The sequence below is a fragment of the Streptococcus sp. CM6 genome, from assembly GCF_000526095.1.
In the GTDB taxonomy this organism is placed as follows: Bacteria; Bacillota; Bacilli; order Lactobacillales; family Streptococcaceae; genus Streptococcus; species Streptococcus oralis_BW.
The window spans coordinates 14,304-28,155 of sequence record NZ_JATS01000006.1 but is presented as its reverse complement, the minus strand read 5'-3'; the positions used below and the strand labels follow the sequence as shown (position 1 = coordinate 28,155).

Genomic DNA, 13,852 nt, shown 5'->3' with positions numbered 1-13,852 from the left:
GTGACTCTATCTAGTAGAATAGTAGTTGCGATGAGTCGATAGGTAGTCTTCGGACTACTATTGAGCATAAGGAGGTCATAACGCAGGAGCGGACCTTGATGAGTTGTGTGAACCTGCTCATCACATGAAGATGCCTCTTAGTCCCTAGTCAATGGCTAGGGATTTTTAGTTTTCAGAAAATATAGTCTAAAAATACTTTTCAATTTCTGTAAAAAGTAGTATAATACATCTATTATAGAAATTTTTAGAAAATTCCGAAAGAGGTTATTTATGGGATATACAGTTGCTGTAGTCGGCGCGACAGGTGCTGTCGGAGCTCAGATGATAAAAATGTTGGAAGAATCAACACTTCCAATCGATAAAATTCGTTACCTTGCTTCTGCACGTTCAGCAGGCAAAACTTTGAAATTTAAAGACAAAGATATTACGATTGAAGAAACGACTGAGACAGCTTTTGAGGGTATTGATATTGCACTCTTCTCAGCAGGTGGTTCGACATCAGCTAAGTATGCACCATACGCAGTTCAAGCTGGAGCGGTAGTAGTAGATAACACATCTTATTTCCGTCAAAATCCAGATGTTCCTTTGGTTGTTCCAGAGGTCAATGCTCATGCACTTGATGCCCACAACGGAATCATTGCCTGCCCTAACTGTTCAACAATCCAAATGATGGTGGCTCTTGAGCCTGTTCGTCAAAAATGGGGCTTGGACCGTATCATCGTTTCAACATACCAAGCGGTTTCAGGTGCTGGTATGGGTGCGATTCTTGAAACACAACGTGAACTTCGTGAAGTCTTGAATGACGATGTGAATCCACGTGATTTGCATGCGGAAATCTTGCCTTCAGGCGGTGATAAGAAACACTATCCTATCGCCTTTAACGCTCTTCCACAAATCGATGTCTTCACTGACAATGATTACACTTACGAAGAGATGAAGATGACTAAGGAAACGAAGAAAATCATGGAAGATGATAGCATCGCAGTGTCTGCAACATGTGTGCGTATTCCAGTCTTGTCAGCTCACTCTGAGTCAGTTTATATCGAAACAAAAGAAGTGGCTCCAATCGAAGAAGTGAAAGCAGCTATCGCAGCCTTTCCAGGTGCAGTTCTTGAGGATGACGTAGCGCATCAAATCTATCCGCAAGCCATCAATGCAGTTGGTTCACGTGATACCTTTGTTGGTCGTATCCGTAAAGACTTGGACGCTGAAAAAGGAATCCACATGTGGGTTGTTTCAGACAACCTTCTTAAAGGTGCTGCTTGGAACTCAGTTCAGATTGCAGAAACGCTTCACGAACGTGGATTGGTTCGTCCAACAGCTGAATTGAAATTTGAATTAAAATAGTCATATCGTTTAGGAGTTCAGATGAACTCCTTCTTTGAATAGAGAGGTGTTTTCATGTCTTATCAAGATTTAAAAGAGTGTAAAATCATCACAGCCTTCATTACCCCTTTCCATGAGGATGGTTCCATCAACTTTGATGCCATTCCAGCCTTGATTGAGCATTTATTGGCCCATCACACAGACGGCATTCTCCTAGCTGGAACGACTGCTGAGAGTCCAACTTTGACTCACGATGAAGAGTTGGAACTCTTTGCAGCTGTACAAAAGATTGTCAATGGACGCGTTCCTTTGATTGCAGGTGTAGGTACCAATGATACACGTGACTCCATCGAGTTTGTCAAAGAAGTCGCAGAATTTGGCGGTTTCGCAGCTGGACTTGCGATCGTACCATACTACAACAAACCTTCTCAAGAAGGAATGTACCAGCACTTTAAAGCGATTGCAGATGCTTCGGACTTGCCTATTATCATCTATAACATTCCAGGGCGTGTAGTAGTGGAATTAACTCCAGAAACCATGCTTCGTTTGGCTGACCATCCAAATATTATCGGTGTCAAAGAATGTACGAGCTTGGCCAATATGGCTTACTTGATTGAGCACAAACCAGAAGAGTTCTTGGTCTATACTGGTGAGGATGGAGATGCTTTCCATGCTATGAACCTTGGTGCAGATGGGGTTATTTCTGTTGCCTCTCATACAAATGGAGATGAGATGCACGAGATGTTTACTGCCATTGCAAAAAGCGATATGAAGAAAGCTGCAGCTATTCAGCGTAAATTCATTCCTAAAGTCAATGCCCTCTTCTCTTATCCAAGTCCTGCTCCAGTTAAGGCTGTTCTTAACTATATGGGATTTGAAGCCGGACCAACTCGATTACCTCTAGTTCCAGCACCAGAAGAAGATGCCAAACGCATTATCAAAGTTGTCGTAGATGGCGACTACGAAGCAACTAAGGCAACTGTAACAGGGGTTTTAAGACCAGATTACTAATAATTACAATAAAATCCATGACCACAAGAACGATCATGGATTTTTCTTATTTTCCTAAACAGAATTGGCTAAAGAGTTGGGTAATAAGTTCATCTGGAGCAGCATCTCCAGTGATTTCTCCGAGAATTTCCCAAGTACGGGTCAAGTCAACTTGAAGCAAATCAACTGGCATCCCTAGTTCAAGACCTTCATTAACTGCTTGTAGGCTTTCAACCGCTTTTTCAATCAAGGAAATATGACGGGCATTTGACAAGTAAGTGGCATCTTGCTCAACCAAACCAGCATTTTCAAAGAAGAGGTTGTTGATTCTCTCTTCAATCTTATCGATATTTTGGTTTTTAAGAACTGAAATACGGATAACATCTTCAGGGAGTTCCGAAGTTTCAATTGTTTCTGGTAGGTCAGTTTTATTGAGTAGAATAATGCGGTTGGTATCCTGACTGATTTCTAAGAGTTGTCTGTCTTGTGCTGTTAGTGGCTCACTGGCATTTAGCACTAGTAATACCAAGTCAGCTTCCTTGAGGGCTTTTCTCGAACGCTCGACACCGATTTGTTCCACGATATCATCCGTGTCACGGATACCAGCTGTATCAATCAATTTAAGAGGAACGCCGTTGATGTTGACGTATTCTTCGATAACATCTCGAGTAGTACCAGCAATGTCTGTAACGATAGCCTTGTCCTCACGCAAGAGATTATTGAGGAGGCTGGATTTTCCAACATTGGGGCGTCCGATGATGGCAGTTGAAATTCCTTCACGAAGGATCTTACCGCGACGAGCAGTTTTTAGGAGATTGGTCAAGAGTTGTTCAAACTCCATAGTTTTTTCGCGGACAACAGCGGTAGTGGCTTCTTCCACATCGTCATACTCAGGGTAATCGATATTAACCTCAACCTGAGCCAAGGTATTGAGAATTTCCTGACGAGTATTGTTAATGAGATCAGAAAGGGAACCGTCCAATTGTTTGACTGCGATATTCATAGCCTTGTCAGTCTTGGCCCGGATGATGTCCATCACCGCCTCAGCCTGTGTCAAATCCACACGACCGTTTAGAAAGGCTCGCTTGGTAAATTCACCAGGTTCTGCCAACCGAGCTCCTTCACGGATAGCTAGCTGGAGAATCTCATTGGTCACCGCAATCCCACCGTGGGTGTTAATCTCGATAATATCCTCACGAGTGAAGGTCTTTGGAGACTTCATAGCCCCAACCATAACCTCGTCCATGACCTTACCAGTTTGAGGGTCAACGATGTGACCGTAGTTAAGAGTATGGCTGGCAACCTGACTCAAATCCTTGCCTTTAAAAATCTTTTGCGCAATGGCAAAACTGTCAGTTCCGCTCAAACGGACAATACCAATAGCCCCTTCACCTAGTGGAGTAGAGATAGCAGCTATGGTATCAAATTCACGTGTAATCATACTAATTCCTTTTGTAATTCTTTTCTTAGGATATGTATCCAAGCATCTCTTCAAATTGTAACAAATTTAAACTATTTCTTCAATGGATGCTACTTGGAGATTGAAAAAGCCTAAGCAATTCTGCTTAAGCTAGCTTATTTGGTGCGCATTTCCCCTTGTGGGAAGTAAGTTCCTTCTGGCATGTCGTTGATGATGACATGGACAGCAGATTGAGGTGCTCCAGTGTTGCGGACAACAGCTTCCGTTACTTCCTTAGCCAGAGCTTTCTTTTGCTCGAGCGTGCGTCCTTCAAATAAATCGATGCGTACAAATGGCATAATAGCTTCCTCCACTAGTTTTTGATTTCTTCTATTTTACCACATTTTGCCGTTTAAAGCTTCAGAAAATTATGATATACTAGAATGTAGCAAAAATTTAGAAATGGACGTGAAATAGAAGCATGGCACAGTTGTATTATCGTTATGGGACCATGAACTCTGGTAAGACGATTGAGATTCTCAAGGTAGCCTATAACTATGAAGAGCAAGGAAAAGGTGTTGTTATCATGACCTCTGCTCTGGATACACGTGACGGTGTTGGCTATGTGTCGAGTCGGATTGGCATGAAACGCCCAGCCATTGCGATTGAGGAAACGACGGATATCTTTGGATTTATCCGTGATTTACCAGAAAAACCTTACTGTGTGTTGGTTGATGAGGCTCAGTTTCTCAAACGTCACCATGTTTACGACCTAGCTCGTGTTGTCGATGAGTTAGACATTCCTGTCATGGCATTTGGTTTGAAGAATGATTTTCGTAATGAATTGTTCGAAGGTTCAAAATACCTCTTGCTCTTAGCAGACAAGATTGAAGAAATCAAGACCATCTGTCAGTACTGTAAGAAAAAGGCGACCATGGTGTTGCGTACTCAGGATGGACTGCCCGTTTATGATGGCGAACAAATTCAAATTGGTGGCAATGAAACCTATATCTCAGTCTGCCGTAAACATTATTTTGCGCCAATGATAACATCTGACAAGGAGAACAACTATGACAATTGAACTAAGAGATGTTACAATGGAAAATTATTTTGATGTTTTGAATTTGGATGTCAAGGAATATCAAAAACAATTCATTGCAACCAACGCAATTAGTTTGGCTGAAGCATATGTCTACACTAAAAATGGAGATTTTGTAGCTCCATTGGCAGTTTATGATAAGGATGCAATTATAGGTTTTGTGATGATAGCTTATGATAAAAAGATCGGAATTAGTAGTGGAAATTATTTACTATTTCGTTTTATGATTGATAAGAATTTTCAAAATCAAGGATATTTTAAACCAATTATGGATAAAGTGCTGGACTATGTTCGGACAGCGCCAGCAGGTTTAGGCAATAAACTTTGGTTGTCTTATGAACCAGAAAATGAACATGCAAGATCTTGTTACCTCAGTTATGGATTTAAAGAAACTGGGAAAATATTTGAGAACGAAGTAGTAGCAATCTATGATTTAACAATTGAGAACTAAGGAGAAAAAATGAACATCTATGATCAACTACAAGCTGTAGAAGACCGTTATGAAGAATTAGGAGAATTGCTCAGTGACCCAGATGTAGTGTCTGACACCAAACGTTTCATGGAGCTTTCAAAAGAAGAAGCTTCAAGTCGTGATACCGTAACGGCTTACCGTGAATATAAGCAAGTCCTTCAAAATATCATCGATGCTGAAGAAATGATTAAAGAGTCTGGCGGAGATGCGGACTTGGAAGAAATGGCCAAGCAAGAACTCAAAGACGCCAAGGCTGAAAAAGAAGAGTACGAAGAAAAACTGAAAATTTTGCTCCTTCCAAAGGATCCAAACGATGACAAGAACATCATCCTTGAAATCCGTGGAGCAGCTGGTGGAGACGAAGCAGCGCTCTTCGCTGGAGATTTGCTAACCATGTACCAAAAGTATGCTGAAGCCCAAGGTTGGCGCTTTGAAGTCATGGAAGCCTCTATGAACGGTGTCGGTGGTTTCAAAGAAGTGGTTGCTATGGTTTCTGGTCAATCTGTTTATTCAAAACTCAAGTATGAATCTGGTGCCCACCGCGTCCAACGTGTCCCTGTGACAGAAAGCCAAGGTCGTGTCCATACATCAACTGCCACAGTTCTTGTCATGCCTGAAGTGGAAGAAGTAGAGTACGATATTGATCCAAAAGACCTTCGTGTTGATATCTACCACGCATCAGGTGCTGGTGGACAGAACGTCAATAAGGTTGCGACTGCCGTGCGTATCGTTCACTTGCCAACCAATATCAAGGTTGAGATGCAGGAAGAACGTACCCAGCAGAAGAACCGTGAGAAAGCCATGAAAATCATCCGTGCGCGTGTTGCTGACCACTTTGCACAAATTGCCCAGGATGAACAAGACGCTGAGCGTAAGTCTACTATTGGTACTGGTGACCGTTCAGAACGTATCCGTACTTATAATTTCCCGCAAAACCGTGTTACGGACCACCGTATTGGCTTGACCCTCCAGAAACTAGATACCATTTTGTCTGGTAAACTAGATGAAGTTGTGGATGCCTTGATTCTTTATGACCAAACACAGAAATTAGAAGAATTAAACAAATAATGAAATTAACTCAATTATTTTCAGATTTTGAAGAAGAGTTGATAAGACAAGGAGAGGAAGCAGAAAGCCTCTCTTTTGTCTATCGTAGCTTAAAAAATCTCTCTTTTACGGACTTCGTCTTTGCTCTTCAACAAGAGGTAACAGAGGAAGAAAAACAATTTGTAGAAGAAATTTACCAGCAGTTAGCAACTCACAAACCGGCCCAGTACATCATTGGTCACGCAGATTTCTTTGGAATGCAGTTAAAAGTGGATGGGCGGGTTTTGATTCCCCGGCCAGAGACAGAGGAGTTGGTTGAGCTTATCTTGGCTGAAAATCCTGAGAAAAATCTAAAGGTCTTAGATATCGGGACTGGAAGTGGAGCCATAGCCCTTGCATTAGCAAAAAATAAACCAGATTGGTCATTGACAGCAGTAGATATTTCCCAAGAGGCTCTTGATCTTGCATCCGGGAATGCTAGAAATCAAAATCTTAATATATTTTTTAAAAAATCTGATTGTTTTGCAGAAATTTCTGAAAAATATGATATAATTGTATCCAATCCACCCTATATCTCTCGTGAAGATGAGTCAGAGGTAGGCTTGAATGTTTTGCATTCAGAACCTCACCTAGCCCTCTTTGCAGATGAGGATGGCCTAGCTATTTACCGTAGAATTGCGGAAGATGCAAAAGACTATCTCACAGATGGTGGTAAGATTTACCTTGAAATTGGATACAAGCAAGGTCAAAGTGTTCCTGCGCTTTTTAGGAAACATCTTCCTGAAAAACGAGTACGAACACTCAAGGACCAATTTGGTCAAGATAGGATGGTTGTAGTTGATGATGGACAGGATTAGACAAGAGTTGGAAAAGGGCGGAGCTGTTGTTCTACCAACCGAGACAGTTTATGGTCTTTTTGCTAAGGCCTTAGACAAAAAAGCTGTTGACCATGTTTACCAACTCAAACATCGTCCTAGAGATAAGGCGCTCAATCTTAATGTCGCTTCTATAGAGGACATCTTGCACTTTTCAAAGAACCAGCCAACTTATCTACAAAAACTTGTAGAGACCTTTTTACCAGGTCCCTTAACCATTATCCTAGAAGCCAATGACAGAGTTCCCTATTGGGTCAATTCTGGTCTTGCAACGGTGGGATTTCGGATGCCCAGTCACCCCATTACACTGGATTTGATTCGAGAGACAGGACCCTTGATTGGGCCGTCTGCCAATATCTCGGGTCAGGCAAGTGGAGTGACCTTTGCTCAAATTCTAGAAGATTTTGACCAAGAGGTTCTGGGTCTGGAGGATGACGCTTTTCTAACTGGACAGGATTCGACTATTTTGGATTTGTCTGGAGACAAGGTGAAAATCCTACGCCAAGGGGCGATTAAGCGAGAAGATATTCTTGCACAGTTGCCAGAGATTTCTTTTGAGGAGGAATGAGATGCTAAGAGATTTGCAAGAAACAGATGTGAATGCTATATGTGAGATTAACCAAGAGGCTTTGGGCTACTCTTTTAGTCCAGAGGACACAGCTAGTCAACTAGCTAGACTGTCTCAGGATTCCCATCATTTCCTACTTGGTTATGAGGATGCAGCTAGTCATATCTTGCTTGGATATGTCCATGCTGAAGTTTACGAATCACTCTATTCCAAAGCAGGATTTAATATCTTAGGCTTAGCAGTTTCTCCTCAAGCACAAGGGCAAGGTATCGGTAAAAGCTTACTGCAAGGGTTGGAGGAAGAAGCCAAAAGACGTGGCTATGAGTTTATCCGCTTAAACTCTGCTGATCATCGTCTGGGAGCTCATGCATTTTATGAAAAAGTTGGTTATACTTGTGATAAAGTGCAGAAACGGTTTATTCGCATCTTTTAGTTTATTTTCTTATTGGAAAAAAACTAAAGGACCAGTTACACTATAAAGGAGAAGACCTATGATTTTTGACAAAGATGATTTTAAAGCATACGATGCTGATCTCTGGAATGCTATTGCCAAAGAAGAAGAACGCCAACAAAACAACATCGAGTTGATTGCTTCGGAAAACGTGGTTTCCAAGGCTGTTATGGCAGCTCAAGGGTCTATCTTGACAAACAAATATGCCGAGGGTTACCCAGGACGCCGTTATTATGGTGGAACTGATGTAGTAGACGTGGTAGAAACTCTAGCTATTGAACGTGCAAAAGAAATTTTCGGTGCTAAATTCGCCAATGTTCAACCTCACTCAGGAAGCCAAGCCAACTGTGCGGCTTACATGGCCTTGATTGAGCCAGGTGATACCGTTATGGGGATGGATTTGGCAGCGGGTGGGCACTTGACTCACGGAGCTCCTGTCAGTTTCTCAGGTCAAACATACAACTTTGTGTCATATAGTGTGGATCCTGAAACGGAACTCTTGGACTTTGATGCTATCTTGAAACAAGCTCAAGAAGTAAAACCAAAATTAATTGTAGCAGGTGCTTCAGCCTATTCTCAAATTATCGACTTCTCAAAATTCCGTGAAATCGCAGATGCTGTTGGGGCTAAGCTTATGGTAGATATGGCCCATATCGCTGGTTTGGTTGCAGCTGGTCTTCACCCAAGTCCAGTGCCATACGCTCATATCACGACAACAACGACCCACAAAACTCTTCGTGGACCTCGTGGTGGCTTGATCTTGACAAATGATGAGGATCTAGCTAAGAAAATCAACTCAGCTATTTTCCCTGGTATTCAAGGTGGTCCTTTGGAGCATGTTGTGGCGGCTAAGGCGGTTTCCTTCAAAGAAGTTTTGGATCCAGCCTTCAAGGAATATGCTGCTAATGTCATCAAAAACAGCAAAGCTATGGTTGAAGTCTTCTTGCAAGACCCTGATTTCCGTATCATTTCTGGTGGTACTGAAAATCACCTCTTCCTAGTGGATGTCACTAAGGTTGTTGAAAACGGAAAAGTTGCTCAAAACTTGCTGGATGAAGTCAATATTACCCTAAATAAAAACTCAATTCCATACGAAACCTTGTCACCATTCAAGACAAGTGGGATTCGTATCGGATCTGCAGCCATCACTGCACGTGGATTTGGTGAAGAAGAAAGCCGTAAAGTGGCTGAACTCATCATTAAAACTCTTAAAAATGCAGAAAATGAGGCTGTCTTAGAAGAAGTGAGAAGCGCAGTCAAAGAATTGACAGATGCCTTCCCATTATATGAGGACTAATACTTTTATGGACATTTATATTAAGAAAGCCATTATCCATCAGTTCAGCCCGGATGATACCGAGTTGTTTCTAGCGGATAAGTTTCTCAATATCACACCAAAAATCGAAGAATACTTGCGCAAAAAAATCGAACGTGTGTATTCAGATGAAGCCAAGACTGGGATTTTCGAAGAAGAAAATCCCTTCTTCAATCACATTACTGACGATTTGTTGGAGACATCAGTAACACTGGCTAATCTCTGGAAAGAGGAGTTTAGCATTTCTGAAAATCTCAAGACCAATGACTTGATTTTTGTGCAGTTTTCTAAAGAAGGCGTTGAACATTTTGCTTTCTTGCGAATTGCCTTGCGGGAAACCTTGATCCACCTCGGTGGAGAAGTTGATAATCCAATCAAGCTAACTCAGAATAACTTGCCTGGATTTGGAACGGGAGCTGATGAGGCTTTGGTGGTCAATCTTCAGAGTCGCAAGTACCATCTGATTGAAAAACGAATCAAGTACAATGGGACTTTTTTGAACTATTTTTCAGAAAATCTCCTAGCTGTCGCGCCTAAGATCTCTCCCAAGAAATCCATCAAGGAATTGGAAAAAACGGCTCAGAGAATTGCAGAGTCCTTTAACACAGATGACTTTCAGTTTCAATCCAAGGTTAAATCAGCTATTTTCAACAATCTTGAAGAAAGCAATGAATTGTCACCTGAAAAATTGGCTAATGACCTTTTTGACAACAATCTGACAGCTCGTCTAAGCTTTATCGACCAAGTCAAGGAAGCTGTACCAGAGCCAGTCCAGTTCGATGAAATTGATGCCAGTCGTCAGCTCAAGAAATTTGAAAATCAAAAACTTTCCTTGTCAAACGGAATCGAACTCATCGTTCCCAATAACGTCTATCAAGATGCGGAGTCTGTTGAGTTTATTCAAAATGACAATGGAACCTATTCTATCTTAATCAAAAATATTGAGGATATTCAAAGTAAATAATGTTTAAATTTATACGAAGAATGCTAGTGCTAGCAGTCCTCCTTTTTGCTGGTTATAAAGTTTACCGAGTTCACCAAGACGTCAAGCAAGTCATGACTTATCAACCTATGGTTCGAGAAATCTTGAGTGAAAAAGATACTCCAGCCAATGAAGAGCTTGTGCTCGCCATGATTTATACTGAAACGAAGGGAAAAGAAGGGGATGTTATGCAGTCTAGTGAGTCTGCAAGTGGCTCAACCAACACTATCAATGATAATGCCTCCAGTATTCGTCAAGGTATTCAAACTCTAACAGATAACCTCTATCTGGCTCAGAGCAAGGGGGTAGATGTCTGGACCGCTGTTCAAGCCTATAATTTTGGACCTGCCTATATAGACTTTATCGCTCAGAATGGCAAGAAAAATACACTAGCACTGGCCAAGCGTTATTCCCGAGAAACAGTCGCTCCAATCCTTGGGAATACCACGGGGAAGACCTACACCTATATCACCCCTATTTCTATCTTTCATGGAGCCGAACTCTATGAAAATGGTGGAAATTATTACTACTCGAGACAGGTACGCTTTAACTTGTATATCATGAAATTCTTTAATTTCTTCTAAACATCTGGTTTTACCAGGTGTTTTTCACTATAAGCTTTCTTTAAGATTGTTTTATTACCCTAGAAAGGTAAAGGAGGGAATACCCTATGAGAAAGAAATTCTTTCTAACAAGCGCTGCAGTTTTGTGGGCAGCAACAGCTATGACTAGTGTCCACGCAGCAACCGATGTTCAAAAAGTAATCGATGAAACCTATGTACAACCTGAATATGTTCTTGGCTCTTCACTAACGGAAGACCAGAAAAATCAAACACTTAGAAAACTTGGCTATGACGTATCGAAAGATACCAAAGATATCAAAACCATGACACCTGATATCTATTCGAAAATCATGAATGTGGCTAATGATGCTAGTTTACAGCTCTATTCGTCAGCCAAGATTCAAAAGCTAGGTGATAAATCACCTCTAGAGGTCAAGATTGAAACGCCTGAAAATATCACCAAGGTGACGCAGGATATGTACCGTAACGCAGCAGTTACCTTGGGAGTGGAGCATGCCAAAATCACAGTTGCAGCTCCTATTCCAGTTACAGGTGAGAGCGCTCTAGCTGGAATTTACTACTCGTTAGAGGCCAATGGTGCTAAAGTTCCGCAAGCCAATAAAGATCTGGCTCAAGAGGAGCTAAAAGCCTTGTCCGATATCAATGCTGAAAACAAGGACAAGTCAGGTTACGATGCCAATAAGCTCAATGCGGCTATGACAGATATCAAGGCAGGAATCGCAAAGGCAAAAGAAGCCAAAGGTAATTTGACAGAAGAGGATGTTCGCAAAATCGTTGAAGACACGCTAAAAAACTACAAACTCGATCAGGTTATAACAGGAAATCAGGTCAATATCATCATCAATTTTGCACTTAATCTCTCAAAGAGTGACATTTTGAACAATGCTGATTTCACTAAAACTCTAAATGACCTCAAGGAAAGCATCGTTTCCCAAGCTGGAGATAGTTTTAAAAATATCAACCTCAACTTTGATGCCAATAAAGCGCTAGAAGAGGGGGGCAACTTTTTGAGCTCCCTTTGGCAAGCCATTGTCAACTTTTTCAAGAGTTTTGGTGCTTAGGTCATTTCATGATATAATAGATGGTAACAGAAATGTTGCCGTCTTTTTTTGTCGGCCGATAGAAAGTGAAAAATATGTTAAAGAAAAATGATATTGTAGAAGTTGAAATTGTTGATTTGACCCATGAAGGTGCTGGGGTTGCTAAGGTGGATGGTTTGGTTTTCTTTGTAGAAAATGCTCTACCAACTGAGAAAATCCTCATGCGTGTCCTTAAGGTCAATAAAAAGATTGGCTTTGGGAAGGTTGAAGAATACCTTGTTCAGTCACCTCATCGTAACCAAGACCTTGACCTAGCTTATCTACGCTCAGGTATCGCTGATTTGGGGCATCTTGCCTATCCAGAGCAGCTTAAGTTTAAAACCAAGCAAGTCAAAGACAGTCTCTACAAGATTGCTGGCATTGTAGATGTAGAGGTTGCTGAAACGCTCGGTATGGAAAATCCTGTCAAGTACCGAAATAAGGCTCAGGTGCCCGTTCGTCGAGTGAATGGTATCTTGGAAACGGGCTTTTTCCGTAAGAATTCGCATGATCTCATGCCACTCAAAGATTTCTTTATCCAAGATCCGGTGATTGATGAGGTAGTAGTAGCCCTACGTGACTTACTCCGTCGTTATGATTTGAAACCCTATGATGAGAAGGAACAGTCTGGCTTGATTCGTAACCTCGTTGTGCGTCGTGGGCACTATTCAGGACAAATCATGGTTATTTTGGCGACCACTCGTCCGAAAGTTTTTCGTGTTGACCAATTGATTGAACAACTAATCAAGCAGTTCCCAGAGATTGTGTCTGTCATGCAAAATATCAACGACCAGAATACCAATGCGATTTTTGGTAAGGAGTGGAAGACTCTTTATGGTCAAGACTATATTACCGACCAGATGTTGGGAAATGACTTCCAAATCGCTGGCCCAGCCTTTTACCAGGTCAATACTGAAATGGCTGAAAAGCTCTATCAAACAGCCATTGACTTTGCAGAGTTAAGAGAAGATGATGTGGTGATTGACGCTTATTCTGGGATTGGAACGATTGGATTATCCGTTGCCAAGCATGTCAAAGAAGTCTACGGTGTTGAAGTGATTCCAGAAGCCGTGGAGAATAGCCAGAAAAATGCTAGTATAAATGGCATCACTAATGCCCACTATGTCTGTGATACAACTGAAAATGCCATGAAGAACTGGCTCAAGGAAGGTATTAAACCAAGCCTTATCCTAGTGGACCCACCAAGAAAAGGACTCACAGAAAGCTTTATCAAGGCAAGTAGCCAAACAGGAGCAGATCATATTGCCTATATCTCCTGCAATGTCGCAACCATGGCGCGCGACATCAAACTCTACCAAGAATTGGGATATGAATTGAAGAAAGTACAGCCGGTGGACCTTTTTCCGCAAACGCATCATGTTGAGGTTGTAGGACTGCTGACACGTAAAGAACTTTGAAATAATAAGGATTAGAGCAGTTCGGGGGATTTCTCGGATTGCTCTCTTTCGTGTAAAAATTACATTTAGTGGTCAACCGTAGAGTTGATAGAAATGTTATGGAGCTTTGAGTTGACAGGTTTTACACCATAAAGATGATAGCTTAGATGATTTTGATAACGGTTACGTGATATAATATATTATCGAACTTTCAAGGGAGACATGATCATGAAGCAGTTTTTTTTTTTCGGATACACAGAAAGACAAT

Annotated in this window: 15 protein-coding genes; 13 read left to right on the top strand and 2 right to left on the bottom strand. The window is 41.5% G+C overall.

Annotated features, from left to right (window positions below):
• The first annotated feature begins 270 nt into the window (after positions 1-270).
• Both HMPREF1516_RS01430 and dapA read left to right on the top strand, forming a co-directional pair.
• A complete protein-coding gene (locus HMPREF1516_RS01430) occupies positions 271-1,347 on the top strand; it encodes an aspartate-semialdehyde dehydrogenase (protein WP_000542482.1) in 1,077 nt (358 codons plus the stop codon).
• Between the two features lie 54 nt (positions 1,348-1,401).
• On the top strand, positions 1,402-2,337 hold the full coding sequence (gene dapA / locus HMPREF1516_RS01425) for a 4-hydroxy-tetrahydrodipicolinate synthase (RefSeq protein ID WP_000121609.1): 936 nt from the start codon (positions 1,402-1,404) through the stop codon (positions 2,335-2,337).
• 46 nt (positions 2,338-2,383) lie between these two features.
• Here the strand turns inward: dapA and mnmE are convergent, their stop codons facing one another.
• Positions 2,384-3,757: a tRNA uridine-5-carboxymethylaminomethyl(34) synthesis GTPase MnmE gene (mnmE, locus tag HMPREF1516_RS01420; RefSeq protein ID WP_033605633.1), complete on the bottom strand. Its 1,374-nt coding sequence runs from the start codon at positions 3,755-3,757 to the stop codon at positions 2,384-2,386.
• Between the two features lie 134 nt (positions 3,758-3,891).
• Positions 3,892-4,074 (bottom strand): 4-oxalocrotonate tautomerase, encoded by a 183-nt coding sequence (locus tag HMPREF1516_RS01415; RefSeq protein ID WP_001117401.1) that lies wholly within the window; start codon positions 4,072-4,074, stop codon positions 3,892-3,894.
• Between the two features lie 122 nt (positions 4,075-4,196).
• Here HMPREF1516_RS01415 and HMPREF1516_RS01410 point away from each other — a divergent pair, with 122 nt between their 5' ends.
• The 11 genes from HMPREF1516_RS01410 (at position 4,197) to rlmD (ending at position 13,605) form a co-directional block, all read left to right on the top strand.
• Positions 4,197-4,796: a thymidine kinase gene (locus HMPREF1516_RS01410; RefSeq protein WP_033605632.1), complete on the top strand. Its 600-nt coding sequence runs from the start codon at positions 4,197-4,199 to the stop codon at positions 4,794-4,796.
• On the top strand, positions 4,786-5,265 hold the full coding sequence (locus tag HMPREF1516_RS01405; RefSeq protein WP_033605631.1) for a GNAT family N-acetyltransferase: 480 nt from the start codon (positions 4,786-4,788) through the stop codon (positions 5,263-5,265). The genes HMPREF1516_RS01410 and HMPREF1516_RS01405 overlap by 11 nt, the downstream gene beginning before the upstream one ends.
• 9 nt (positions 5,266-5,274) lie before the next feature.
• Positions 5,275-6,354, top strand: a complete 1,080-nt coding sequence (prfA, locus tag HMPREF1516_RS01400) for a peptide chain release factor 1 (protein WP_033605630.1) — start codon at positions 5,275-5,277, stop codon at positions 6,352-6,354.
• Positions 6,354-7,190, top strand: a complete 837-nt coding sequence (gene prmC / locus HMPREF1516_RS01395) for a peptide chain release factor N(5)-glutamine methyltransferase (protein WP_033605629.1) — start codon at positions 6,354-6,356, stop codon at positions 7,188-7,190. The genes prfA and prmC overlap by 1 nt, the downstream gene beginning before the upstream one ends.
• Positions 7,174-7,776, top strand: a complete 603-nt coding sequence (locus HMPREF1516_RS01390) for an L-threonylcarbamoyladenylate synthase (protein WP_033605628.1) — start codon at positions 7,174-7,176, stop codon at positions 7,774-7,776. Before prmC ends, HMPREF1516_RS01390 begins: the two co-directional genes overlap by 17 nt.
• Position 7,777: 1 nt before the next feature.
• A complete protein-coding gene (locus tag HMPREF1516_RS01385; RefSeq protein ID WP_000942952.1) occupies positions 7,778-8,209 on the top strand; it encodes a GNAT family N-acetyltransferase in 432 nt (143 codons plus the stop codon).
• 58 nt (positions 8,210-8,267) lie between these two features.
• On the top strand, positions 8,268-9,524 hold the full coding sequence (gene glyA, locus HMPREF1516_RS01380; protein ID WP_000575497.1) for a serine hydroxymethyltransferase: 1,257 nt from the start codon (positions 8,268-8,270) through the stop codon (positions 9,522-9,524).
• A gap of 7 nt (positions 9,525-9,531) precedes the next feature.
• Complete coding sequence (locus HMPREF1516_RS01375; protein ID WP_002877316.1) at positions 9,532-10,506, top strand: nucleoid-associated protein; 975 nt, start codon at positions 9,532-9,534, stop codon at positions 10,504-10,506.
• Positions 10,506-11,108: a lysozyme family protein gene (locus tag HMPREF1516_RS01370; RefSeq protein ID WP_025169555.1), complete on the top strand. Its 603-nt coding sequence runs from the start codon at positions 10,506-10,508 to the stop codon at positions 11,106-11,108. Before HMPREF1516_RS01375 ends, HMPREF1516_RS01370 begins: the two co-directional genes overlap by 1 nt.
• 86 nt (positions 11,109-11,194) lie before the next feature.
• Positions 11,195-12,169, top strand: a complete 975-nt coding sequence (locus tag HMPREF1516_RS01365; RefSeq protein ID WP_001227381.1) for a DUF1002 domain-containing protein — start codon at positions 11,195-11,197, stop codon at positions 12,167-12,169.
• Positions 12,170-12,243: 74 nt separating this feature from the next.
• Positions 12,244-13,605, top strand: coding sequence for a 23S rRNA (uracil(1939)-C(5))-methyltransferase RlmD (rlmD, locus tag HMPREF1516_RS01360; protein ID WP_000914607.1), 1,362 nt, complete (start codon positions 12,244-12,246; stop codon positions 13,603-13,605).
• Positions 13,606-13,852: the final 247 nt, after the last annotated feature.

Excerpts from the sequence above, each read along its gene's own strand:
- HMPREF1516_RS01430 (WP_000542482.1), top strand. The coding sequence starts at position 271 with ATGGGATATACAGTTGCTGTAGTCGGCGCGACAGGTGCTGTCGGAGCT.
- dapA (WP_000121609.1), top strand. The coding sequence starts at position 1,402 with ATGTCTTATCAAGATTTAAAAGAGTGTAAAATCATCACAGCCTTCATT.
- mnmE (WP_033605633.1), bottom strand. The coding sequence starts at position 3,757 with ATGATTACACGTGAATTTGATACCATAGCTGCTATCTCTACTCCACTA.
- HMPREF1516_RS01415 (WP_001117401.1), bottom strand. The coding sequence starts at position 4,074 with ATGCCATTTGTACGCATCGATTTATTTGAAGGACGCACGCTCGAGCAA.
- HMPREF1516_RS01410 (WP_033605632.1), top strand. The coding sequence starts at position 4,197 with ATGGCACAGTTGTATTATCGTTATGGGACCATGAACTCTGGTAAGACG.
- HMPREF1516_RS01405 (WP_033605631.1), top strand. The coding sequence starts at position 4,786 with ATGACAATTGAACTAAGAGATGTTACAATGGAAAATTATTTTGATGTT.
- prfA (WP_033605630.1), top strand. The coding sequence starts at position 5,275 with ATGAACATCTATGATCAACTACAAGCTGTAGAAGACCGTTATGAAGAA.
- prmC (WP_033605629.1), top strand. The coding sequence starts at position 6,354 with ATGAAATTAACTCAATTATTTTCAGATTTTGAAGAAGAGTTGATAAGA.
- HMPREF1516_RS01390 (WP_033605628.1), top strand. The coding sequence starts at position 7,174 with ATGATGGACAGGATTAGACAAGAGTTGGAAAAGGGCGGAGCTGTTGTT.
- HMPREF1516_RS01385 (WP_000942952.1), top strand. The coding sequence starts at position 7,778 with ATGCTAAGAGATTTGCAAGAAACAGATGTGAATGCTATATGTGAGATT.
- glyA (WP_000575497.1), top strand. The coding sequence starts at position 8,268 with ATGATTTTTGACAAAGATGATTTTAAAGCATACGATGCTGATCTCTGG.
- HMPREF1516_RS01375 (WP_002877316.1), top strand. The coding sequence starts at position 9,532 with ATGGACATTTATATTAAGAAAGCCATTATCCATCAGTTCAGCCCGGAT.
- HMPREF1516_RS01370 (WP_025169555.1), top strand. The coding sequence starts at position 10,506 with ATGTTTAAATTTATACGAAGAATGCTAGTGCTAGCAGTCCTCCTTTTT.
- HMPREF1516_RS01365 (WP_001227381.1), top strand. The coding sequence starts at position 11,195 with ATGAGAAAGAAATTCTTTCTAACAAGCGCTGCAGTTTTGTGGGCAGCA.
- rlmD (WP_000914607.1), top strand. The coding sequence starts at position 12,244 with ATGTTAAAGAAAAATGATATTGTAGAAGTTGAAATTGTTGATTTGACC.